Annotated in this window: 22 protein-coding genes and 1 pseudogene; 16 read left to right on the top strand and 7 right to left on the bottom strand. The window is 68.1% G+C overall.

The features are described from left to right. Positions 1–4: 4 nt before the first annotated feature. Positions 5–658, bottom strand: a complete 654-nt coding sequence (locus WS89_RS00280) for a hypothetical protein (RefSeq protein WP_059789088.1) — start codon at positions 656–658, stop codon at positions 5–7. Positions 659–1,202: 544 nt separating this feature from the next. Here WS89_RS00280 and WS89_RS00275 point away from each other — a divergent pair. The 8 genes and pseudogenes from WS89_RS00275 to WS89_RS00240 all read left to right on the top strand — a co-directional run bounded on the left by WS89_RS00275 (position 1,203) and on the right by WS89_RS00240 (position 8,789). Beyond that, entirely contained in the window at positions 1,203–1,487 is a 285-nt protein-coding gene (locus WS89_RS00275; RefSeq protein WP_011546210.1) for a phosphopantetheine-binding protein, read from the top strand. 124 nt (positions 1,488–1,611) lie between these two features. After that, positions 1,612–2,328, top strand: coding sequence for a 3-oxoacyl-ACP reductase FabG (fabG, locus tag WS89_RS00270; RefSeq protein ID WP_059504402.1), 717 nt, complete (start codon positions 1,612–1,614; stop codon positions 2,326–2,328). A gap of 37 nt (positions 2,329–2,365) precedes the next feature. Then, the gene (locus WS89_RS00265; protein ID WP_059789087.1) at positions 2,366–3,658 is read left to right on the top strand and encodes a chorismate transformation enzyme, FkbO/Hyg5 family; all 1,293 of its coding nucleotides are present in this window, start codon (positions 2,366–2,368) and stop codon (positions 3,656–3,658) included. A 125-nt stretch (positions 3,659–3,783) separates the two neighbouring features. Continuing rightward, the gene (locus tag WS89_RS00260; protein ID WP_059789086.1) at positions 3,784–4,566 is read left to right on the top strand and encodes a glycosyltransferase family 2 protein; all 783 of its coding nucleotides are present in this window, start codon (positions 3,784–3,786) and stop codon (positions 4,564–4,566) included. Positions 4,567–4,770: 204 nt separating this feature from the next. After that, the gene (locus tag WS89_RS00255) at positions 4,771–5,532 is read left to right on the top strand and encodes a M48 family metalloprotease (RefSeq protein ID WP_059789085.1); all 762 of its coding nucleotides are present in this window, start codon (positions 4,771–4,773) and stop codon (positions 5,530–5,532) included. A 148-nt stretch (positions 5,533–5,680) separates the two neighbouring features. Then, a pseudogene (locus WS89_RS34115) lies at positions 5,681–5,996 on the top strand (FadR/GntR family transcriptional regulator); the annotation flags it as partial. A gap of 149 nt (positions 5,997–6,145) precedes the next feature. After that, positions 6,146–7,768 (top strand): phospholipase D family protein, encoded by a 1,623-nt coding sequence (locus WS89_RS00245; RefSeq protein ID WP_059504410.1) that lies wholly within the window; start codon positions 6,146–6,148, stop codon positions 7,766–7,768. A gap of 247 nt (positions 7,769–8,015) precedes the next feature. Then, positions 8,016–8,789 carry a class II aldolase/adducin family protein gene (locus WS89_RS00240; RefSeq protein ID WP_059789097.1) on the top strand — a complete coding sequence of 258 codons (774 nt, stop codon included), beginning with the start codon at positions 8,016–8,018 and terminating at the stop codon, positions 8,787–8,789. Positions 8,790–8,820: 31 nt separating this feature from the next. Here the strand turns inward: WS89_RS00240 and WS89_RS00235 are convergent, their stop codons facing one another. Further along, on the bottom strand, positions 8,821–9,822 hold the full coding sequence (locus tag WS89_RS00235; RefSeq protein WP_059789084.1) for a hypothetical protein: 1,002 nt from the start codon (positions 9,820–9,822) through the stop codon (positions 8,821–8,823). Positions 9,823–10,309: 487 nt separating this feature from the next. Between WS89_RS00235 and WS89_RS00230 the strand changes: the two genes are divergently transcribed. After that, positions 10,310–10,744, top strand: coding sequence for a CHRD domain-containing protein (locus WS89_RS00230; protein ID WP_059789083.1), 435 nt, complete (start codon positions 10,310–10,312; stop codon positions 10,742–10,744). A gap of 89 nt (positions 10,745–10,833) precedes the next feature. Further along, the gene (locus tag WS89_RS00225; protein WP_059789082.1) at positions 10,834–11,796 is read left to right on the top strand and encodes an alpha/beta hydrolase; all 963 of its coding nucleotides are present in this window, start codon (positions 10,834–10,836) and stop codon (positions 11,794–11,796) included. Here WS89_RS00225 and WS89_RS00220 read toward each other — a convergent pair. Continuing rightward, a complete protein-coding gene (locus WS89_RS00220) occupies positions 11,766–12,608 on the bottom strand; it encodes an EcsC family protein (RefSeq protein WP_059504420.1) in 843 nt (280 codons plus the stop codon). The genes WS89_RS00225 and WS89_RS00220 overlap by 31 nt on opposite strands. 107 nt (positions 12,609–12,715) lie before the next feature. Here WS89_RS00220 and WS89_RS00215 point away from each other — a divergent pair, with 107 nt between their 5' ends. Further along, positions 12,716–14,311 (top strand): MDR family MFS transporter, encoded by a 1,596-nt coding sequence (locus WS89_RS00215; RefSeq protein ID WP_059504422.1) that lies wholly within the window; start codon positions 12,716–12,718, stop codon positions 14,309–14,311. A 58-nt stretch (positions 14,312–14,369) separates the two neighbouring features. Beyond that, a complete protein-coding gene (locus WS89_RS00210) occupies positions 14,370–14,816 on the top strand; it encodes a MarR family winged helix-turn-helix transcriptional regulator (RefSeq protein ID WP_059504424.1) in 447 nt (148 codons plus the stop codon). Between the two features lie 68 nt (positions 14,817–14,884). Here WS89_RS00210 and WS89_RS00205 read toward each other — a convergent pair whose 3' ends face one another. Both WS89_RS00205 and WS89_RS00200 read right to left on the bottom strand, forming a co-directional pair. Continuing rightward, positions 14,885–15,466 carry a DJ-1/PfpI family protein gene (locus tag WS89_RS00205; RefSeq protein WP_006487930.1) on the bottom strand — a complete coding sequence of 194 codons (582 nt, stop codon included), beginning with the start codon at positions 15,464–15,466 and terminating at the stop codon, positions 14,885–14,887. 157 nt (positions 15,467–15,623) lie between these two features. Next, entirely contained in the window at positions 15,624–16,904 is a 1,281-nt protein-coding gene (locus WS89_RS00200) for an amino acid deaminase (protein ID WP_059789081.1), read from the bottom strand. Positions 16,905–17,023: 119 nt separating this feature from the next. Between WS89_RS00200 and WS89_RS00195 the strand changes: the two genes are divergently transcribed. The 3 genes from WS89_RS00195 to WS89_RS00185 all read left to right on the top strand — a co-directional run bounded on the left by WS89_RS00195 (position 17,024) and on the right by WS89_RS00185 (position 19,958). Beyond that, positions 17,024–17,962 (top strand): MurR/RpiR family transcriptional regulator, encoded by a 939-nt coding sequence (locus WS89_RS00195; RefSeq protein WP_059789080.1) that lies wholly within the window; start codon positions 17,024–17,026, stop codon positions 17,960–17,962. A 2-nt stretch (positions 17,963–17,964) separates the two neighbouring features. Then, positions 17,965–19,446, top strand: a complete 1,482-nt coding sequence (locus WS89_RS00190) for an N-acyl-D-amino-acid deacylase family protein (protein ID WP_059504430.1) — start codon at positions 17,965–17,967, stop codon at positions 19,444–19,446. Positions 19,447–19,571: 125 nt separating this feature from the next. Next, positions 19,572–19,958: a RidA family protein gene (locus tag WS89_RS00185; RefSeq protein ID WP_006497391.1), complete on the top strand. Its 387-nt coding sequence runs from the start codon at positions 19,572–19,574 to the stop codon at positions 19,956–19,958. A 238-nt stretch (positions 19,959–20,196) separates the two neighbouring features. Here WS89_RS00185 and queF read toward each other — a convergent pair whose 3' ends face one another. Both queF and ilvA read right to left on the bottom strand, forming a co-directional pair. Further along, on the bottom strand, positions 20,197–21,021 hold the full coding sequence (gene queF / locus WS89_RS00180) for an NADPH-dependent 7-cyano-7-deazaguanine reductase QueF (protein WP_059504434.1): 825 nt from the start codon (positions 21,019–21,021) through the stop codon (positions 20,197–20,199). A gap of 12 nt (positions 21,022–21,033) precedes the next feature. Next, complete coding sequence (gene ilvA, locus WS89_RS00175) at positions 21,034–22,557, bottom strand: threonine ammonia-lyase, biosynthetic (RefSeq protein ID WP_059504436.1); 1,524 nt, start codon at positions 22,555–22,557, stop codon at positions 21,034–21,036. A gap of 587 nt (positions 22,558–23,144) precedes the next feature. Between ilvA and WS89_RS00170 the strand changes: the two genes are divergently transcribed. Then, positions 23,145–23,583 (top strand): DUF3683 domain-containing protein (locus tag WS89_RS00170; protein WP_156440472.1); only part of this gene is annotated, 439 nt, incomplete at its 3' end.

Here is a 23,583-nt window from a genome sequence, read left to right as displayed (position 1 = left end):
GAATTCATCGCGAGGCCTGCGACGCGTGGGCGGACGCGCGATACGCGCGCACCGCGTCGATCATGCGCGGCCGCGGCTCGTGCGGCAGCGCGACACGCCGGCACGCATGCTCGGCGGCGAACATCACGACGACGAGCGGCAGCGACAGGTAGTTCGCGAAGGTCGACCACGTGACGATCGACGCGGTCGCGAACAGCAGCGTCGACACGGCGGCGATCGCGACGAAGAACACCGTCCATGCGAGCGTGATCTGTCGCGTGTAGCGCGCGACGGCCGGCGTGACCGTACCGTGGATCGTCGCCGCGAAGCGCGTGCACAGCGGCACGTCGCCGGCCGCGAGCGTGCGGCCGAACAGCAGCGCCATCGCGACGTTGAAGCTCACGTGTTCCAGATACAGGCCCCATTCGAAGTGCCGCGCGAGCGGGGCGCGCGCGGCCCACAGCGCGGCGGCGGCCAGCAGCCATGCCGGCACGAGCCAGACGCGCCGCGGCGAGCGCAACGCCACGCCGAGCGCGAGCAGCAGCGGCGGCACGAGCGCCATCGCGAGGCCGAAGCCGTGCGCGCCGGGCGTTGCGCTCGCGTAATGCGCGCCGGCCTGGTAGGCAGCCACGGCGCCGACCGCCGCGACGCCGCGCACGACGGGCAGCAGCCGGCTCATCGGCGGCCTCCGGGCGCGCGGCGCGTACACCGGCCGGCAGCCGGGTTGGAGCGGCTGACGGGCGGGCGAACCGGAACGGAGCGCAAGGGCGGACGCGGTATCACTGGAGACATCGGATCGTGGACGGAACGCGCGGGCGGGCCGCCGAAACATCATATGAATGGCGGCCGGGACGCGGATCCGGGCCGGTGGTCGGGACGCTCATTTTAGGGCCGCGGCAGCGCGGGTTCGGGGCGGCCGCGAGCGGGTTTTGTAACCGATTGTATGGCACCGGACGAACGATTTTGCGGGGTCGGTCCATTTCCGTCCAAAGCGGCTCAAGCGTCTCGTGCATTCGCGTCCGAAACGGGCCGCTGCGGCGGCTCGCCAGTCTTGTAACCATTCGCGGTATACGGCCCGATACCCTTCGTCTAGAATCCGCGTAACTTTTACAAACGATCCCCAAACGACGCAGGCGGGGAAGCCGGCAGAGGCCGGAGGGACGGAGATTCGCACGCGCCGGGCGTGCACGACGGCTTGCCGTTTCCGGGCGCCTCCCGCTGCCATGGGCCGCCTGCACGCACGCATGATGAACGCACTGGAACAAGAGCTCGCCACGCTGATCATCGGCGAACTGAATCTCGAAGACGTCCCGCTCGACACGGTGACGGCCGATACCCCGCTGTATGGCGAAGGTTTCGGGCTCGATTCCATCGACATCCTGGAAATCGCGCTGCTGATTTCGAAGAAATACGGCTTCGAACTGCGCTCGGACAATCCGGACAACCAGACGATCTTCGCGACGCTCGGTGCGCTGGCTGCCTACGTCGCCGCGCATCGCACGAAGTGACGGCGTCGCGCACGGGCGTCGCGCACGGGCGCGGCGCAACGGTGAAGACGGCATGCGGCGGCGCGCGAAGGACGATGCGCGGCCGCGTCGATCGAGGTGACAACGCGATGAACGGAGCCATTCGATGCGGGCGCTCGTGACGGGCGGCAGCGGCGCACTCGGGCAGGCGATCTGCACGGCGCTCGCGCAAGCCGGCCATGAAGTATGGGTGCATGCGAACCGCCATCTCGCGCAGGCGCAGGCCGTCGCGCAGCAGATCGTCGCGGCCGGCGGCGCCGCGCACGCGATCGCGTTCGACGTGACCGACGCCGATGCGACGCTCGCCGCGCTGCGGCCGTTCATCGACGATGCGCCGGTGCAGATCCTCGTCAACAACGCGGGCATTCACGACGACGCGCCGATGGCCGGCATGTCGCGCCAGCAATGGCACGGCGTGATCGACGTGACGCTCAACGGCTTTTTCAACGTCACGCAGCCGCTGCTGCTGCCGATGATCCGCACGCGGCGCGGACGGATCGTCAACATCGCATCGGTGGCCGGCGTGACCGGCAATCGCGGGCAGGCCAACTACGCGGCCGCGAAGGCGGGGCTGATCGGCGCGACGAAGTCGCTGTCGCTGGAGCTCGCGTCGCGCGGCATCACCGTGAACGCGGTGGCGCCCGGCATCATCGCGTCGCCGATGGCCGAACAGGCGTTTCCCGCCGAACGCATCAAGCAGCTCGTGCCCGCGCAACGCGCGGGCCGGCCCGACGAAGTCGCGGCGATGGTCGCGTATCTGGTGTCCGACGCCGCGGCCTATGTGACGGGGCAGGTGTTGTCCGTCAACGGCGGGCTCGCATGACGAAGCGCGCCGCGTTGGCCTGACGTCACGCAACGCGGTGCAAGGCCGCGGTGTCGGGCGGCCGGCGCCATCTAGTGAGGAAATCGAAGTGTCCGTGCATCCAGTCCACGCCGAACGGCGCCCGTGTTCCCCGTTGCCTGCCGCCGCGCCGTTCGCGCACGGCGACGGCCGCGCGCTGCGGCTCGTCCGGATGAGCCACGCGCGGCTCGTCGCGCTGCTGCACGATGCGCACCGCGGTGGCGGCGGACTCGAGCGCGTGTTTCCCGGCGCACTGGGCGCGGTGTGCATCGGCGCAGCGGGAACGCCGGACGAAGCGCGCGCGCAGACGATGGCGCGGATGCTGACCGATGCCGCGCCCGGCCTGCCGGTCGCGCCGGTGCAGATGGCGCTGCTCGGCGCCGAGGTCGCACCGGGCGATGCCGTCTGCGAACTGTGGCAATGCGATGCGCACGACCTGCGCAGCGAGCGGCGCGGTGCGCTGTGCTATCGCCACAGCGAAGCGGCGGGGCTCGTGTTCGGCAGCCTCGTCGTGCACGAGGCCGATGCAGCATGCGACGCACCGCGCGACGGCGGCACGCCGCTCGAACGCGCGACGTTCGACGCGTACCGCGCGCTGTTCGACCTGCTCGATACGCTCGGCATGCCGTATCCGCTGCGGATCTGGAATACGGTGCCGGCAATCAATGCGGTGCAGTACGGGATCGAGCGCTATCGTCAGTTCAACATCGGCCGTCAGCGTGCGTTCGACGCGTGCCGTCGTGCCTTGACGGGCGGCGTGCCGGCCGCGTGCGCGCTCGGCTCGGTCGTGCCGGTCGCGGGTGACGCGTCGCCGGCCGCGCCGCTCGCGATTTACTTCCTCGCGAGCCGAACGCCGGCCGATTCCGTCGAGAATCCGCGCCAGGTGAGCGCGTATCACTATCCGGCGCAGTACGGCCCGCGTGCGCCGACGTTCGCGCGCGCCGCTGCGTGGGCGGACGGCGAGGCGGCGCCGGTGCTGTTCGTATCGGGCACCGCGAGCATCGTCGGGCACCGCACCGTGCATCGCGGCGACGTCGTCGCGCAGACGCGCGAGACGGTCGCGAACCTCGCGGCGGTGCTCGAGCAGGCCGCGCGGCAGGGGCACGGCCCGTTCTCGCTCGCCGACCTGAGCTATCGCGTCTACGTGCGCGACGCCGGCGATACCGCGACGCTGGCCGCGATCGGGCAAGTGCTGCGCGAGGTGGCCGGTTCTCACGTGCGGCCGCTGTTCGTTCACGCGGACGTGTGCCGCGACGACCTGCTGGTCGAGATCGAAGCCAGCGCCGGCCATGCCGTGGAGTGGCTGTCGTGAAGCGCGAGAACCTCGCGATCCGGCAGCCGGCGCGGCATGCGGCCGGGGTCGACGACGCGTGCCGGCGGTCGTCGGCACGTCATACACTTTTGTCAGGATCCCCGTCTTCGCCATCGGCTGTTCCCATGTCCAAGCTGCACGCGTCGTCCACTCATCTCGTCCTGATTCCGAGCTACAACCCGGGCGCCAAGGTCGACACGACCGTGCGCCATGCGCGCGAGCAGTGGAATCCGGTATGGGTCGTCGTCGACGGCAGCACCGACGGCAGCGCCGAACGGCTGCAGGCGATGGCCGAGCGCGATCCCGGCTTGCGCGTGATCGTGCTGCCGGAGAATCGCGGCAAGGGCGCCGCGGTGCTCGCGGGGCTCGACGCGGCCGCCGCGAGCGGCTTCACGCACGTGCTGACGATGGATTCCGACGGCCAGCATCCGGCCGACCTGATTCCCGCTTTCATGGCGGCATCGCAGGCTGCACTCGACGCGATGGTGCTCGGCGTGCCGAAGTTCGATGCGAGCGCGCCGCAGTTGCGCGTGCAGGGGCGCCGGCTGTCGAACGCGTGGGCCGACCTGGAGACGCTGTGGGCCGGGATCGGCGATTCGCTGTACGGCTTTCGGGTCTATCCGGTCGCGCCGCTGGCGGCGATCATGCGGCGCCAGCCGTGGATGCGCGGCTTCGACTTCGATCCCGAAGCGGCCGTGCGGCTGTGCTGGGCCGGCGTGCGCCCGATCCGCATCGACGCGCCGGTGCGCTATTTCGGCCGCCACGAAGGCGGCGTGTCGCACTTTCACTACGGCCGCGACAACGCGCTGCTCGCGTGGATGCACTTGCGTCTTTTCACCGGCTTCGCGATGCGGCTGCCGATGCTGGTCGCGCGCCGTCTGGCGCGGCGCCGCGACCAGACTGCCTGAGCGAAGGCCCGCCCGTTTTCCTTTCCGTTCGCCGCCCCGGCGTGCGGCGATTGCCGCGCTTTTTGTCGTCAATACGGCGCCGGATCGCCATGCCGTTTCAATCCGCTGCGTAATGAACGTGTCATCCGATGTAAACATCTGGTAATTTTCTGCCGGATTATGCAAAATCGCCGCTCCCAAATACAACTATCGAGGGATTCCGGGATGCAACTCAAGAAAGCGGTGGCGGCGTGTGGCGTGGCGTTTCTGTTGAGCGCATGCGGCGGGGTACAGAACCTTGACGCGAACAGCCTGACGTCGGCGGGGACCAACCTGTTCAAGGCAGCGACGCTGTCGGACAGCGACATCGCGGCGCTGTCGAACGAATCGTGCAAGTCGAGCGACGCCGAATCGAAGATCGCACCGCCGAACAGCGCATACGCGAAGCGTCTGACGAAGGTGATGAAGGGCTTCGGCGACATGACGCTGAACGGCCAGAAGATCAACTACAAGGTCTATCTGACCAAGGACGTCAACGCGTGGGCGATGGGCAACGGCTGCGTGCGCGTGTACAGCGGCCTGATGGACATGATGAACGACGACGAGCTGCGCGGCGTGATCGGCCATGAAATGGGCCACGTCGCACTCGGCCACTCGAAGAAGGCGATGCAGACGGCATACGCGGTGAGCGCGGCGCGCAGCGCGGCCGGCGCGGCGTCGCCGGGCGTGGCGGCGCTGTCGAGCTCGCAGCTCGGCGACATCACCGAGAAGTTCATCAACGCGCAGTTCTCGCAGTCGCAGGAAAGCGCGGCCGACGATTACTCGTTCGACCTGATGAAGCAGAAGGGCATGAGCCAGAAGGGCCTCGTCACCGGCTTCCAGAAGCTCGCGCAGATGGACGGCGGCCAGAGCTCGATGATGAGCTCGCATCCATCGTCGGCGAGCCGTGCGCAGCACATCCAGGATCGCATCGCAAAAGGCAGTTGATCCCGCAACCGATCCCGCGGCAGATTGCGCAACGGATCGCCGGTCGTCGACGCAGGCGACCGGCACGCCAAATGAAAAACCCACGCTCGTCCGGGCGTGGGTTTTTTGTTTTTTCGGCGTGCACGTTGCCGCTTGCGGCACCATCCACGCGCGGTCGAACGACGACGCGTCCGTCGAGGCCGCGACCGACGCGAAGCTGCACGAGGCGATCGCGCTCGCGTCGCCCCAATACGATGTTTCTGCATCTGCACACGAGCGTGGTCGGGATGTTGCGCGAGTACATCTCGATCAACGTGGCCGGGATGACGATGGGGGACGAGCAGGCATCCGAGTTGCTGTTGTTGCAGCACCGGGCCGTGTGCGACGCGATTTGCGCGCACCGACCCGAAGAGGCGCGCACCGCGATGCAGACGCATATCGACTACGTGCGCAGCCATTTCGAGCGCAGCGGCGAGACGGCTTGAGATTGATCGGACCGGCGGGCGCGCCGGCCTGCGCGGCCCGGCCCAATTGACCGGTTCGTCGGGCGCCCACTAGAATCGACCGGAACCGCCTGTCAGCCGCGCGCCGCGGCGATGATGTGCCCATTGATCCGACTGTCGAGGAAGCTTCCGTGCTCACATCCTTGATCCGGCGCGCATCGGCCGCGCCGTCGTGGCGCGCCGCATGCCGCCAGGCCCGCGCGCTGATCGTCTGCGCGCTGCTGCCGCTCGCTGCGTGCGCGACGCATCCGCCCGCCACTTCGCTCGATCGTCCCGTCTCCCACGCGTTGTCGGCCGATACCGCGACGCCGCTGCGCGATGCGCTGGCCGCGCCGGCAGCCGCGCATCCGGCGCAGTCGGGCTTCCGGCTGCTGGCCGACGGCGCCACCGCGTTGCAGATGCGCATCGCGCTCGCGCGTGCGGCGACGAAGACGCTCGACATGCAGTACTACATCGCGACCGAGGATACGACCGGCAAGCTGCTGCTCGCCGCGGCGCTGTACGCGGCCGATCGCGGCGTGCGCGTGCGGATGCTGGTCGACGACCTGAACTTCGACGATATCGACCGCGTGATGGCCGCGCTGAACACGCACCCGAACATCGAGATCCGCGTGTTCAACCCGTTCGGCGCATCGCAGCGCGGCGTGATGGAGCGCACGGCCAACTTCTTCACGCGGATCGACAGCTTCACGCGCCGGATGCACAACAAGGCGATGATCGCCGACAACCAGCTCGCGATCGTCGGCGGCCGCAATCTCGGCGACGAATACTTCAGTGCGAGCCCGACGCTGCAGTTCCGCGATCTCGACGTGCTGGCGGCCGGCCCCGTGACGCACGACATCTCGAAGAGCTTCGACGACTACTGGGCGAGCGCGAGCAGCTATCCGTTGCGTGCCCTCAATCATCAGACGTTCGATCCGAAGGATCTCGACGCGATGCGCGACGAGCTGCGCGACCACTGGCGCAAGAATGCCGATCCGTACAACGCGAAGCCGCTGAACGCGACGCCGCTTGCACGACAGATCGCGCGCGACGAACTCGAACTCGTGTGGGCGCCGGCCGAATTCAAGGTCGATGCGCCGACCAAGGTCGCGCAGCCGACCGGCACGTACGTGAGCCCGCCGATGCAGCGCCTGGCCGAGCTGACGCGCGGCGCGCAGAAGGAATTCCTCGCGTTTTCGCCGTACTTCGTGCCGCACGACGTCGGCGTGAAAATCCTCGGCGACACGGTCGCGCGCGGCGTGCGCGTCGCGATCGTGACGAATTCGCTCGCGGCGACCGACGCGGTCGCGGTGCAGGCCGGCTATGCGCCGTATCGCGTGCCGTTGTTGCAGCGCGGCGTCGAGCTGTACGAATTCAAGTCGCAGCCGGACCAGCAGCCCGCGCGGCTGTTCGGCTCGCGCTCGCGCGCGAGCCTGCATGCGAAGGCGTACGTGATCGACCGGCAGATTCTCGTGATCGGCTCGCTGAACCTCGACCCGCGTTCCGCGCACCTGAACACCGAACTCGCGCTCGTGATCCACAGCCCGGTGCTCGCGCAGCAGGCCGCGGCGATCTTCGCGCGCGTGACGCAGCCGGACGAAAGCTACCGCGTCACGCTCGCGACGCGGGCGGACGGCAGCCCGCCCGCGCTCGAATGGACGGGCACCGAAGGCGGTCGCACCACCACCTATCACGTCGACCCGCATGCCGGGCTGCTGCGCAACATGATGACGGGCATCTTCACGCTGCTGCCGGTCGACGACCAGTTGTAAGGGCGAAAACGGCTCCGGCAAAACCCGCGATACCGGTGTGCGGGGAAAGGTGATATGGTTGTGCACGCAACGATGTGCATATCGTGAAGGGCGCCGCGGAACCCGTCGCATAATGCGGGCCGGAACGACGCCGAACGACGTACCGCCGCACGTGCGCGATACGCACCGCGCGCGGCGCCGGCGGACGATGGACGATGCGCACCGCCACTCGCCCGGGGCCGCGCGCCCCTCGCAACCGGAGTTCCTCATGCAACGTGTACCGAACCAGCCGTTCGCGCGTCCCGCGCGCTTTTCCGAAGCCGAATGGCAGGCGCGTGTGCAGCTCGCGGCCGCCTACCGCATCTTCGACACCCTCGGCTGGACCGAGCTGATCTACAACCATATCTCGCTGCGCGTGCCGGGCGAGGACGGACATTTCCTGATCAACCCGTTCGGGCTCCATTACCGCGAGGTGTGCGCGTCGAATCTCGTGAAGATCGACATCGACGGCAACGTGATCGGCCATGCCGACTGGCCGATCAATCCGGCCGGCTTCACGTTCCACAGCGCGATCCATGCGGCGCTGCCCGATGCGCACTGCGTGATGCACGTGCATACGACGCCCACGATGGCCGTGTGCTGTTCGCGCGACGGGCTGTCGTTCTCGAATTTCTATTCGGCGCAGCTGTACGGGAAGGTCGCGTATCACGACTTCGAAGGCATCACCGTGCATCTCGACGAGGGCCGGCGTATCGTCGAGAGCGCGGGCGGGCGGCCCGTGCTGCTGCTGCGCAACCACGGGCCCGTGACGATCGGCGCAACCCTCGCGCAGACGTTCTCGCTGATGTGGCTGCTCAATCGCGCGTGCGAGGTGCAGATCGCGACGCATGCGATCGGCGATGCGCTGCCGATTGCGCCGTCCGTGCTCGAAGGGTGCGTGCGCGATTCACTGAATTTCGATCCGAAGCATGGCGCGGGACAGGACGCGTTCGACGCGCTGCAGCGTCTCGTCGACCGGATCGATCCGGGCTATCGCGCGTGACGCGGGCGGCGCGCCCGACGCGTGCGCCCGGCTAGAACCGGTAGCCGAGGCCGGCCTGGATCACGTCGGTGTCGCGATCGTAGCGCGTGACCACGCGGTTCCACGTGATGCGCGTGAGCCAGCGCTCGGAAATCCGGTAACTGGCCGAGATCGACACGATGCCGGAGAGCCGGCCGTCGCCCGGGCCGGGCTGGCCTTCGCGGTTGCGCTGGTTGACGGTGAAATACGCGCCGGCGCCCGCCGACAGCGTGGCCTTGTCGTTCAGGAACGCGCGCGTGAGCCACAGCTCGGACGCGATCCCGTTGCGGCGGACCGCCTGCTTCGCGCCTTCGTACATCCACGTCGCGGTCCAGTCGATCGAACGCGTGAGGCCGCGCCGGTATTCGACGCTGCCGCCGAGTGTCGAAGGCGACGAGCGGCTGTTGAGAATCGTCTCGCCGAGCATCGCGGTGACTTCGTTGTTCGTAACCTTGCGCGTGCGCGGCAGCGCGGCGTCGCGCGGGCCCGGCGTGTCGGGCGCGTCGAGCTGGTAGCCGACGCCGAACATCACCGACGTCGTGTCGGGCCCGCTGAACACCTGTGCGCGGTTGACCTGAAGCTGCGCAATCCAGCGGTGCGACGTGTAGTACGCGGCACGCACGCTCATCAGCACGCCCCAGCCATGGGTATTCGAGTAACCGCGGCCTTCGGCGGCCGGAACCGTGTCGAAGTAGCGATACGGGCCCGCGCCGGCCGACAGCACCAGGCGGCGATTCTCCAGCGGCATGCGGCCCCAGAATTGCACCGCCTGGCCATCGCGATGGTGATTCGGAATGTGCCCTTCGTTGTACCACGTGAAGCCGAGCGCGGTGTGCGGGCTCAAGCCTTCCTGGTAATCGAACGCCCACGTATACGTGCGTTGGCCGCCGCCCCACAGTTGGCCGGCGAACAGCGAGAATTCCTGCGCGTCGACGGGCGCGCCGTAGAGGGCGGCGGCGGAGCAGAGACCCGCCAGCAGCGGGCGGACACGGACGGGGCGGGGCGGGCAGGGCATCGGGAGACGGGCCGGCACGGTTCACTTCCAGTCACGACAACATGCGGCATTTTCCTGCGCGGGAAAACACGTGTCGACCCGGGTTCGCGCAATAACGTATTACACGTATCGTGACAACCTGCTGGGTACGCGATCCGGTTTCGGCAACTGTCCGCACGCGCACTTATCGCGACTCGCGTGGGACGAAAAACGATTCGTCCTGCTTGGTATTCTGGAAAGGGCGCATGCGTGCGCGGCGCGCCGCTTGCCGCAGGACACACGAAAAAAACGCGGCCGGGCGGCCGCGTGAATACTCGCAGACTCCTTCGGACGAAGGAAACAAGCAACTGTGAAACGAAGTGTAGCGAAAGGCCGTGCGCGGATTCAGCGGGCATGCTGCAAAGGTGTCTTCCAGGTTTCGGCAGGCTGCCCGGATCGACCGCAATCGACTACCATCCAGTGACGCGCCGCCGCCGGGGCGGCGTACCACGTCGTACAAGGAGAATCCATGCTCAAGCTGCGTTTGCTCCAGGTCGCGTTGTTCGCGGGCGTGCTGGCCGCCGGCGGCGCCGCCGCCGAAACGGTGCGCCTGTCCGCCAGTCTGCAGCCATCGAGCGAAGTGCCGCCGACGGCGACCAAGGGGTCGGGCGCCGTCGCCGCCACCTACGACACGGCCACGCACATGCTGCAGTGGACGGTCACTTACGAACACCTCACGGGGCCGGCCACCGCCGCGCATTTTCACGGGCCCGCGCCGGTCGGCCAGAACGCCGGCGTGCAGGTGCCGGTTCCGAAGGACGAGCTGGCGAGCCCGATCAAGGGTTCGAAGGAACTCACCGATGCGCAGGTCACCGACCTGATGGGCGGCAAGTGGTATTTCAATATTCATACGAAGGAGCACCCGTCCGGCGAGATCCGCGGCCAGGTGATGCCGGCGAACTGAGCGCCGACGTTTGATATAGAGGCACTTGTCGAGCGACGCGGGAACGTTCGCACGTACCATCGTCACATTGCGATGACGGAGTGCGTCCGATGAGTTGGCAAAGCAAGTTCGCCTGCTGGCTGCTGCGCTGGCAGTTTCGTCCGGAAACCACGCGCGAGGTGCTCGACCCCGCGCGTGCCCGGCGCTTTACCGACCTGCGGATGATCGTGCCGCGCCGCGCGCCGTCGGGCTACCGGCTGCGCCAGTGCTACGGCGCCGGCGACGCGCCGCTGCGCGGCGAATGGCTCGAACGCACCGACGCGGGCGCGGCGCGCGAGCCCGGCCGCATGCTGCTGTATTTCCACGGCGGCGGTTACTACTTCTGTTCGACGAAAACCCACCGGCCGTTGGTGTTCGGCCTGACGAAGCGCGCGGGCGTGCGTTCGTTCTCGCTCGACTACCGGCTCGCGCCCGAAAACCGCTTCCCGGCCGCGCTCGACGATGCGCTCGCCGCATACCGGCAACTGCTGGCGCTCGGCACGCCGCCCGAGTCGATCGTATTCGGCGGCGATTCGGCGGGCGGCGGCCTCGCGCTCGCGACGCTCGTCGCGCTGCGCGATCGCGGCGAGCCGCTGCCGGCCGGCGCGATCCTGTTCTCGCCGTGGACCGACCTGGCCGGTACCGGCGGCACGATGCGCGGCAACGACGGCCTCGACCCGATGTTCGCGGCCGCAGCGCTGCCGAAGGCCGCGAAGCTGTATCTCGGCGACGAGTCGGCAACCCATCCGTACGCATCGCCGCTCTATGCGGATTTGGCGGGCCTGCCGCCGCTGTACATCCAGGTCGGCAGCACCGAGGTGCTGCTCGACGATTCGCGGCGCGTCGCCGAGAAGGCGAAGGCGGCCGGCGTGGCGGTGGAGATCGAGGTGTGGCCCGACATGCCGCACGTGTGGCAGCTGTACGCGCCGATGGTGCCGGAAGCGCGCGACGCGCTCGACCGCGCGGCCGCGTTCCTGCGCCGCGTCGCGGTCGAGCGCGCGGTTCAGCGCGTCGGCGAGGCGTCGATCGCCTGATAGGCGGCCTTGACCGCCACCGAGCCGTACTTGCGTTCGAGCCGGCGCACGGTGAAATGGCCGTGCGCCATCTGCTGGAAGTGGTCGATGAACAGCGTGTTGACGGTCGCGCCGAGCACGGCGCCGATCGCCGGGATCGACTTCGCGGCCATCTGCTCGGTCACCTGCACCGAGAAGCGCGACGCCACCGTCTGCACGAGCTTGAACACGGCCGCCGAGCTGTGCGCGGCGATGCCTTTCGCCGTGATGTCCGACGACGCCTTCGAGATCGCCTGCGCGAGCGCGCCGCGCAGCACGAAATAGCCGAGATCGGCGTCCTCCTCCTGCTTGTCCGGGTTGCCGCCCATGCCGAGCACGGCCAGGCATTGCAACTGCGTATCGACCGACGTCAGGTTCTCGCCTTCGCTACGCGCGATGTCGCACACGGAGCGGAAGATCAGCGTGGTCGTCACCGGCAACTCGACCGGCAGCGCGAGAAAGCCGAACGCGCCGCCCGCCGCGCCGGTCGTCGCGACCGCGAGCTTGTGCAGCAGGTTGCTGGGCTTCTCGGGCTCGGCGTCCGGCGACGGCGGCTTGCCGAGCGTGCGCAGCGCGATGTTCAGGCACTTGCGCAGCGCAAGCTGCGTCGCATCGTTGATCTTGCCGGTCGCGAAATCCGGCAGCCGCGCGATCATTTTCTCGACCGGCGCGCCGAGCACGCCCGTCAGCTTCATCGTCAGCGACGGGCTTTCCAGCACCTGTTTCGCGCGCCGCAGCGCGTCCCGATCCTCCGGCGACAGCGTCGCGGCGGGGGTGATTGAAATCGGTTCCATCTTTCTCCTTGGCGTGAACGAGGCCCTGAACCATCGCCGGCCTAGATTACTCCGGCATGCTACAATTTTGAGATAATTTGACTCGGCAAAAGTTGCATCGACAAAAAATGGCCGTCCATACTGCCGCCCACCATTCGAGCGGGCAAGTCCTGCCGTTCCGCGAATCGCTGCTGGCGATGATCGGGATCTCGTTCGTCACCATGCTGGTCGCGCTGGACCAGACGGTCGTCGGCACCGCGCTGCCGACCATCGTCGCCGAACTTCGCGGCTTCGACCTGTACGCGTGGGTCGCGACCTCGTACCTGCTCAGTTCCGTAATCACGGTGCCGATCTTCGGCCGGCTCGGCGACTATTACGGCCGCAAGCCGTTCGTGATCGCGTCGATCGTCGTGTTCACCGGTGCGTCGGTGCTCTGCGGGATGGCCAACGACATGCTGTACCTCGTGCTCGCGCGCGGGCTGCAGGGCATCGGCGGCGGGATGCTGGTCGGCACCGCGTTCGCATGCATTCCCGACCTGTTCCCCGATTCCGTCGTGCGGCTGCGCTGGCAGGTGCTGATGAGCTCCGCGTTCGGCATCGCGAACGCGGTCGGCCCGTCTCTCGGCGGATTTCTGACCCAGTCGTTCGGCTGGCGCTCCGTGTTCTACGTGAACTTGCCGATCGGCATCCTGTCGCTGATCTTCGTGTGGCGCTACCTGCCGCACCTGCGCCACGTCGAGCACGATCGCAAGATGCGGCTCGACTGGCCGGGCGCGCTGCTGATCGCGCTGTCGCTCGGCGCGCTGCAACTGTTCGTCGAATGGCTGCCGAAGTACGGCGTCGCGAGCTGGGCGTCGCTGCTGCTCGTCGTCGCGGTCGCGGCCGGCGTCGGCCTGTGGCACTGGGAGAAGCGCTGCGCGCAGCCGATCCTGCCGTTCGACATGTTCGGCAATCGCGCGCTGTCGGCGCTGTTCGTGCTCGCGATCCTCGCCGGTTTCTCGATGTTCTCGCTGCTGTTCTACGCGCCGCTGCTGTTCCAGGGCGGCTTCGGGATGTCGCCGAAGGAGGCCGGGCTCGTGATCACGCCGCTCGTCGTGTTCATCACGATCGGCAGCATCATGAACGGCCGCGTCGTCACGCGCATCCGCCATCCGAACACGATGCTGCACGTCGGCTTCGTGCTGTTCGCGCTCGCGTGCGCGGGCGTCGTCGTGGCGACCCACACGACGCCGGCCTGGATGCTGATGGCGCTGATGGTCGCGGGCGGCATCGGGCTCGGCTTCGTGCTGCCGAACCTCACCGTGTTCGCGCAGCAGACGGCCGGCCGCGAGCACCTCGGCATCGCGACGGCGTTGCTGCAGTCGCTGCGGATGGTCGGCGGGATGCTCGGCACCGCGCTCACGGGCACGCTCGTCAACCAGATGTATTCGAGCGGCGTGCGCAGCGCGCTGTCGGCCGACCACGCGATGCAGTGGCACGCGCGGCTCGCCGATCCGCAGATCCTGATCGATCGCGCGGCGCAGGGCGGTCTCGTCGCGGAGTTGACGCGTGCCGGGCATAATGGCGCGCTGCTGCTGGAAGCGGCCCGCGAATCGCTGGTCGGCGCGATTCACCTGGGTGTCGCGATGGCGGCCGTCGTCGCCGTGGTGTCGGTATGGCAGTGCCGCCGCGTGCCGCCGATCGCGCTGCGGCGCAAGATCGAACCGCACGTCGCGGCCGATTGACCGATCGGGCGATCGAGCGATTCGACGACTCAACGATTCACCGGAACGAAATCAGCGCATGGAAGAACAGGACCGCGTCGCGATCTTGCAGCAATTCGGACGCACGTATCGCGCGTTCATGACCGCGTTCGAAGCGCACGTCGGGCAACCGATGCCGCGCTGGCGCATCATGGTCGCGCTGCACACGATGGACGGGCATTCGTCGCAGAAGAAGCTCGTCGAAGTGCTGCGCATCGATCCGGGCGCGCTCACGCGCCAGCTGAAGTCGCTCGACGCGCTCGGCTGGATCAAGCGCGAATCGGACGCGCGCGACAACCGCGTGACCAACGTCACGCTGACGGACGCAGGCCGCGCGGCGTTCGATGCCTGCCTGCCGCGCCGCAAGGCGTTTCTCGAACAGACGATGGCGCAACTGCCGGACGACGTGCTCAATGCGCTGTCGGGTGCGCTCGCGATGCTGGAATCGCGGATCGCGGACGTCGGGTCGACGCCGGTCGCGCGTTGACGTGCGGCGCCGGGCGGCACGTCAGTGCCGCCGGCCGCCGCTTCGTTTCCTTCCGATCGAGTGTGGGTTTACAGTTCGATGCGCGTGCCGAGCAGCGCGAGGAACTGCGCAAGCCACGCCGGATGCGCGGGCCACGCGGGCGCGGTGACGAACGGCGCGTCGGTCACGGCCGCGTCGACCGGGATGTCCGCGTATTCGCCGCCCGCGAGCTTCACCTCCGGCGCGCAGGCCGGGTACGCCGAAATGCGCTTGCCGCGGATCACGTCGGCGGCCGCGAGCAGTTGCGCCGCGTGGCAGATCGCCGCGATCGGCTTGCCGGCTTCGGCGAACTCGCGCACGAGCGAGATCACCTTCGGATCGAGTCGCAGATACTCCGGCGCACGGCCGCCCGCGATCGCGAGCGCGTCGTAGCGCGCCGCATCGACGTCGTCGAACGCCGCATTCAGCGTGAACTGATGGCCGGGCTTCTCGGTGTAGGTCTGGTCACCCTCGAAATCGTGGATCGCGGTCTTGATCTTGTCGCCCGCGCGCTTGCCCGGGCAGACTGCGTCGACGTGGTGGCCGACGGCCTGCAGCGCCTGGAACGGCACCATCGTTTCGTAGTCTTCGGCGAAATCGCCGGTCAGGAACAGGATCTTCTTCGCGGCCATGGCTTTCTCCAGTGAAGCAGCGTTGAAGGCCCGGCCGTGCCGTGCATGACGGCGACGACGGGCCCCGAGGACGAAAGCGCAGTGTACTCCGGCAGATTGAAGCGCGCGTGACGGCCGCCCCGCACGAGCGGCAGGGCGGCGCCGCGCGCGGCGTGCATCAGAAGAAGGTTTCGACGACTTCCGTCACGCGGAATTGCGGATCGAGCACGAGCACCTGGCGCCATTTGTCGAACGTCAGGCACGGATGCGAGATGTCGAACGCGACCATGTCGCCGACCTTCACGTCCGCGCCCGGCGGAATCTGCAGGTACGCGTGCTGATCCATCATCCCGGTGACGGCCCAGCCTTCGGCGGCGGCGACGTCGCGCGGCGCGGTGTCGCGGCCCGGACGGAAGTGGCGCGCCGGCTCGGGCAGGCCTGCGTCGAACGCCGCATCGCGCTTGCCGAGCGCGACGATCGCGCGATCCTGCTCCGGCACCGACTGCACGTACGCCCACAGCTGCAGCGCCGGCAGCAGCCCTTCGCCCATCGAGCGGGCGATCGGATTGCGCGCGAACACGTCGGTCTGTGCCTTCTTGTAGATGCCGACATCGTGCGTCAGATAGCAGCCCGGCCGCAGCACGACTTCCGCGAAGCCCGCGTCGGACGCCTTCTTGAATTCTTCCGCGACCACGTCGTACCACGCCGAACCGGCGCCGGACAGGATCGCCGGCGTGCGCGCGAAGCGGCCGGCTTCGGCCAGCTCGCGCGTGAGCGCGACTGCCTGCTGCAGGAACGCGCGGATCTCGCCTTCCTCTTTCAGCACGCCTTCATAGAGTTCGATGCCGGCCAGCTTCAGCGTGTCCGGATAGCGCGCGATCGCGGCCAGCACGGCCTCGCGTTGCGCGGCGTCGCGTACGCCCGCGCGGCCGCCCGGCACGCCGAGCTCGATCAGCACGTTCAGCGATTTCTTCGCGTCGCCGAAGAAGCGGCCGAGCTGATCGACGCTGTCCGCGGAATCGACGAGACAGAAGAATTCGAAATCGGGATCGGACAGCAGCCCCGCGATGATCGTCATGTTCTGGCGGCCGACCAGCTGGTTCGCGAGCAGCACGCGCCGCACGCCGCCGTGATACGCGGCCTGCGTCTGGTGCGCGGTCGCGAGCGTGATGCCCCACGCGCCGGCGTCGAGCTGGCGGCGGAACAGTTGCGGCGCCATCGTCGTCTTGCCGTGCGGCGCGAACTTGACGCCGTATTTCTGTACGAACGCCTGCATCCAGTTCAGGTTGTGCTCGACGCGATCCGCGTAAAGCACGGCGGCCGGCAGGCTGACGTCTTCCGCGAGCAGGTTCCATTCGAGCCGGCCCGCGTCGCCGAGCGGCACGCTCGCGCTCGGCAGATTGCCCAGGCCCTTGCCGAACGGATCGATCGTCGCTTCCTGATAGTTTGTAACTTTCATGTCATCCCGCTCCATCATCACTATGCATTGCACTGAAGTTGACATGCAGATGGTACAGAAAGTAGCATCGGCGCGGTGATGTTATTTAATAACATCCGGCTTCGCACCCTTTTCCGCCGATGAATACGCCTGCTTCCCCGTCCGCTTCGCCCGCGGCCGAGCCCCATCCGGCTCAGGCTGCCCCGCCGGTCCTCGACATCGTCGCGCGGATCGCCGAATGCGCGCCCGAGTTGCGCGAAGCCGAGCGCAAGGTCGCCGCGTTCATCCTCGCCGATCTGGCGCGCGCCGCGCATGCGAGTATCGGCGCGCTCGCACGCGACGCGGAGGTCAGCGTCGCGACGGTCACGCGTTTCGCGAAGGCCGTCGGCTGCCGCGACGTGCGCGAGCTGAAGGTGCTCGTCGCGCAGGCGGCGGCCGTCGGCCAGCGCTTTCTGGTGCCGTCCGACGACGCGCTGGCCGACGACACGAGCCCCGCGTCGATGGTCTACGACGAGATTCGCGTGGCGCTCGCGCACAACCACCAGCTGCTGCGCAACACGTCGTTCGACGCGGCGGCCGACTTGCTCGCCGGCGCGAAAATGACCTACGTGTACGGGCAGGGCGGCGGCTCGACCGCCCTTGCCGACGAGCTGCGCTTCCGGCTCGTGCGGTTCGGCCGGCCGGTCGCGAGCTACCAGGACAGCCTGCTGCAGCGGATGGTGGCCGCGACGCTGGCGGGCGACACCGTCGTCGTCGCGTTGTCGGTGAGCGGGCGCGTGCCCGAGCTGCTCGAGAGCTGCCGGCTCGCGAAGCGCTACGGCGCGAAGCTGATCGCGATCACCGCGCCGGCGTCGCCGCTCGCGACGCTCGCCGACCATCTGATTCCCGTCGTCGCATTCGAAACCGATTTCATTTACAAGCCTTCGACATCGCGCTACGCGATGATGATGGCGATCGACGTGCTCGTCACCGGCGTCGCATTGCGGCTCGGCGATGCGGGCCGAGAATCGCTGCGCCGCATCAAGCACGCGCTCGATGCGCACCGCGGCGGCGGAGACCGTCAACCGGTAGGAGACTGACCATGCATTCGCATCCCGAAGCGGCCGATACGCTGATCGTCGGCGCGCAACTGTACGACGGCACCGGCGCACCGCCCGTCACGCGTGACGTCGCGATCCGCAACGGCCTGATCGCGGCGATCGGCAACCTGTCGAACTGGCTCGCCGAGACCGTCGTCGACGCGAACGGCCGTGCGCTGGCACCGGGTTTCGTCGACGTGCACACGCACGACGACACGCACGTGATCCGCGCGCCGGAGATGATCCCGAAGATCTCGCAGGGCGTGACGACCGTGATCGTCGGCAACTGCGGGATCAGCGCCGCGCCGGTGACGCTCGCGGGCGATCCGCCCGACCCGATGAACCTGCTCGGCGAGCGCGGCGCGTTCCGGTACCCGAGCTTCGCCGCTTACGTCGCGGCCGTGAACGATGCGCGCCCGGCCGTAAACGTCGCGGCGCTCGTCGGCCATACGGCGCTGCGCAACAACCAGATGGACCGCCTCGACCGTGCGGCGACCGATGGCGAGATCGCCGGCATGCGCGCGCAGCTCGAGGAGGCGCTCGCGAACGGCGCGCTCGGCCTGTCGTCGGGTCTCGCATACGGCTCCGCGTTCGCCGCGCCGACCGAGGAAGTGATGGCGCTCGCCGAGCCGCTCGCCAAGGCCGGCGCGCTGTACACGACGCACATGCGCACCGAATTCGACGCGATCCTCGATGCGATGGACGAGGCCTATCGCGTCGGCCGCCACGCGCAGGTGCCGGTCGTGATCTCGCACCTGAAGTGCGCGGGTCCGTCGAACTGGGGGCGCAGCACCGAGGTGCTCGCGTCGCTCGACGGTGCGCGCCGCTACCAGCCGGTCGGCTGCGACTGCTATCCGTACAGCCGCAGTTCGTCGACGCTCGACCTGAAGCAGGTGACGGGCGACATCGACATCACGATCACGTGGTCGGAGCCGCACCCGGAAGTCGCGGGCAAGCTGCTGAAGGCGATCGCGGCCGACTGGGGCGTGACCGAGCAGGAGGCCGCGCAGCGCATTCGCCCGGCGGGCGCCGTGTACCACAACATGTCCGAGGACGACGTGCGCCGGATCCTGTCGCATCCGGCGACGATGGTCGGCTCCGACGGGCTGCCGAACGATCCGCTGCCGCATCCGCGGTTGTGGGGCGCGTTCCCGCGCGTGCTCGGCCACTACGTGCGCGACACGAACCTGCTGCCGCTCGAGGAGGCGATCCGCAAGATGACGTCGCTGTCCGCGCGCCGCTTCGGGCTTGCGCGCCGCGGCGAGGTGCACGTCGGCTACCACGCCGATCTCGTGCTGTTCGATCCGGCGCGCGTGATCGACGCCGCGACGTTCGACAAGCCGCAACAGCCCGCGCACGGGATCGACGCCGTGTGGGTGAACGGCGTGCTGACTTATGAAAACGGCCAGCCGACCGGCGAGCGCGCGGGCGGTTTCGTCGCGCGCGGCGAGCGCGTGCCGGCCAGTGCCGATGCGGCGTTCTGAACGCTCGCATTCCGATCTTCCATGCGCGCCGCAGCAGCCGGCGCGCGCATCCGCAACCGAGCGTTGCATGGGACCGGAGTAGGCGCCGAAGCGCCAACTCGGGTCGACAAACGAGGAGTGAAACGATGAAGCGATATGGCGTAGGCGAAGCGAAGGGGACTGGCGGCCAGGTGATGCCGTTCGCGCGGGCGGTGGAGGCAGATGGCTGGCTGTACGTGTCGGGCCAGACGCCGATGGTGAACGGCGAGGTCGTCGAAGGCGGGATCGTCACGCAGTCGAAGCAGGCGATCGAGAACGTGATCGCGATCCTGAAGGAAGCCGGCTACGGCCTCGAGCACGTCGTGCGCTGCGGCGTGTGGCTCGACGACGCGCGCGATTTCGCGTCGTTCAACAAGGTGTTCATCTCGTATTTCGGCGAGAACCCGCCGGCACGCGCGTGCGTGCAGTCGAGCATGGTCATCGACTGCAAGGTCGAGGTCGATTGCATCGCTTACAAGGCGCCGGCGAAGTAACGCGGCGAGGGCGGTTCGTTGTGCAACGGGGCCGGCGCATGGATGTGCGCCGGCCTCGTTGCGTTGAGGCGCTTTCGATCGATTTCTGATTTATCGCCTTTCCTGCGCAAAGGACAACGCAAATCCACGCCTCGCATCGGCTAATCGCGAATCTTGTCGGAAGATTGCCGCAGCCTTGCGTGTGGCCGATGCGAGTCGGCATTGGCGGGCCGCGAAATGCCCGCCAGCGTCACTTCATTTACTGCCTCGCCGTCCGCGCGTTGTCCGGCATCGGCTGGTTGTAGTTCGTGCGGAACGGGTTGATGTCGAGCCCGCCGCGGCGCGTATAGCGCGCATACACCGCGAGCTTCACCGGTTTGCACGCATGCAGGATGTCGAGGAAGATCCGCTCGACGCATTGCTCGTGAAAGCCCGTGTGATTGCGAAACGAGATGATGTAGCGCAGCAGTCCCGCGTGGTCGATCTGCGGCCCGACGTAATGGATCTGCACGCTGCCCCAGTCGGGCTGGCCCGTGACCGGGCAGTTCGAGCGCAGCAGGTCGGACACGAGCGTCTCCTCGACGGGCGCTTCGTCCTCGGCGGCCGACAGCAGCGACGGATCCGGTTCGTACACGTCGGTGTCGAGATCGAGCCGGTCGAGCGACAGCCCGTCGAGCTCGTCCATCTCCAGCTTGCGGAAATCGTGCGCCGGCACCAGTTGCACCGATACGCTCGCGCCGCATGCTGCCGACACGTCGCGCTTCAGTACGTCGCGCACCGCGTCGATCGAGTCGAACTTCGACTGCGCGAACGAACCGAGATACAGCTTGAACGACTTCGATTCGACGATGTTCGGCGATTCGGCGGGCACGTAGAACGTCGCGATCGCGACTTGCGGCTTGCCGCGCGCGTTGAGCCACGACAGTTCGTACGCGTTCCAGATGTCGGTGCCGAAGAACGGCAGCGCCGACGTGATACCGAGCTGCTCGCGCGCGCCGGCGCGCGGGATCGGAAACAGCAGCGACGCGTCGTACTGCGTCGCGTAGACGGTGGCCTTGCCGAGCGGGGAATGTTCGGGATTCATCGTGTGACGCCTTTACGACAGGAAGAGGCGGTACGCCGGGTTGGCGCTCTCTTCGACATACGGATAGCCGAGCGCCGCGAGGAAGCGTTCGAACTCGGCGCGATCGGCCTGCGGCACCTGCAGCCCGACGAGGATCGAGCTGTAGTCCGCGCCCTGATTGCGGTAGTGGAACAGGCTGATGTTCCAGTCCGGCGCCATCGACGACAGGAACTTCATCAGCGCGCCCGGCCGCTCGGGGAATTCGAAGCGGAACAGGCGTTCGTCGAGCGCGAGCGGCGAGCGGCCGCCGACCATGTAGCGGATGTGTTCCTTCGACAGCTCGTCGTGCGTCAGGTCGACGCTCTTGAAGCCGTGCGATTCGAAGTTCGCGGCGATCTCCGCCGATTCGTCGCGACGGCGGATCTGCACGCCGACGAAGATGTGCGCGGATTGCGCATCGGCGATCCGGTAGTTGAACTCGGTGACGTTGCGATCGCCGACCAGCGAGCAGAAGCGCTTGAAGCTGCCGCGTTCCTCGGGGATCGTGACCGCGAACACGGCTTCGCGTGCCTCGCCCACTTCCGCGCGCTCGGCGACGAAGCGCATCCGGTCGAAGTTCATGTTCGCGCCGGACGTGACCGCGACGAGCGTCCGGTTCTCGATGCCTTCGCGTTCCGCGTACAGCTTCGCGCCCGCGACCGCGAGCGCGCCGGACGGCTCGAGCACGCTGCGCGTGTCCTGGAACACGTCCTTGATCGCCGCGCACAGCGCGTCGGTGTTGACCGTCACGACGCCGTCGAGGAACTCGCGGCACAGCCGGAAAGTTTCCTCGCCGACGAGCTTCACCGCGGTGCCGTCCGCGAACAGGCCGACTTCGCTCAGCTCGATGCGCTCGCCCGCGTCGAGCGACTGCGCCATCGCGCACGAATCCTCGGCCTGCACGCCGATCACCTTGATCTCCGGGCGCACCGCCTTCACGTACGCGGCGACGCCGGAGGCGAGCCCGCCGCCGCCGATCGGCACGAAGATCGCGTGGATCGGGCCCTGGTGCTGGCGCAGGATCTCCATCGCGATCGTGCCCTGGCCTGCGATCACGTACGGATCGTCGAACGGGTGGACGAACGTGAGGTCGCGCTCCTGCTGGACCTTGATCGCGTGCGCGTACGCATCGCTGTACGATTCGCCCGCCTGGATCACCTCGACGCTCGGGCCGCCGTGCGCGCGCACCGCGTCGACCTTCACCTGCGGCGTCGTGACGGGCACGACGATCACGGCCTTGACACCCATCCGCGCCGCCGAGAACGCGACGCCCTGCGCGTGGTTGCCGGCCGACGCGGTAATCACGCCGCGCGCGAGCGCGTCCGCCGGAATGTGCGCCATCTTGTTGTACGCGCCGCGCAGCTTGAACGAGAACACCGGCTGGTTGTCCTCGCGCTTCAGGTAAACGGCGTTGCGCAGCCGGGCCGACAGGTTGCGGGCCGGTTCGAGTTCCGTCTCGAGCGCGACGTCGTAGACGCGCGCGGTGAGGATTTTCTTCAGGTAATCGTGGGATGCCATGGGCGCTCGCGTGCAGTGCGGATGCAGACGGTAAAGGGTCAATGATAGCGCCAAGGGTCCGCCCGCACGCAAGCGGCATGCCGGGCGGGCGGCCGTCGGCGGTCGTGCGCGCGTGCGGGCAACGCATTCGCGCCGTCGGGCGCCCGCTTTTTACCGGTTTAACCGCACGGTTACCGACCGGACGGACGGCGAATGATCGCATGAAACCGCGCGCAACCACGCCCGGCGCGGCGCGCGGCGATAGCCCCACGACCTGTCCGGCGTGTCACGGGCGGCCCGATCATGGGTTAGAATTCCGTTTTGAATCAAGGATTCGGAAGATGCAGAGGCACCCTCGGATCGCACCGTTGAAGCCGACGCCGCGCGCAGCCAGCCCCGCGGCCGAACGGCATGCGCGCCGCGCGCGATCGTGCTGATGATTCCGAGTGCCGCCAGGCCCTGTCGCCGGCCAGGAGGGGCGAGTCGCCCGCTCCGGCCCCATGAAGGACAGCCACGCGCCTGGTAACCAGAACAGATTTCCCCAAGATTGCGCCCACGCGCTTGCCGACGCCCGTGCACGGGGTATCGGCCCTCCGAGTCGTCCGAACATGAACGCACCACAAGTTTTCGATCCGCATGGCGCGGCCGCCGCCGTCGCCGCCGACCCCGCGCCCCGCTTGCGCGAGATTCCCTACAACTACACGTCCTTCTCGGATCGCGAGATCGTGATCCGCCTGCTCGGCGAGGAGGCGTGGTCGGTGCTCGACGAGCTGCGTGCCGAGCGCCGCACGGGCCGCTCGGCACGGATGCTGTATGAAGTGCTCGGCGACATCTGGGTCGTGCGTCGCAACCCGTACCTGCAGGACGACCTGCTCGACAACCCGAAGCGCCGCGCGTTGCTGATCGAGGCGCTGAACCACCGCCTGACCGAGATCGGCAAGCGCCGCAGTGCGGATCTCACCGAGCATCGCGACGACGCCGGCCGCGAACGCGCATCGCGCGTCGAGATGCTGGAGACGGCCGCGCAGCGCGCGGTCGACGAGTTCG

Origin of the sequence: Burkholderia sp. MSMB1072 (genome assembly GCF_001524725.1) — a bacterium.
GTDB lineage: Bacteria > Pseudomonadota > Gammaproteobacteria > Burkholderiales > Burkholderiaceae > Burkholderia.
This window is presented reverse-complemented; position numbering and strand designations above follow the sequence as displayed.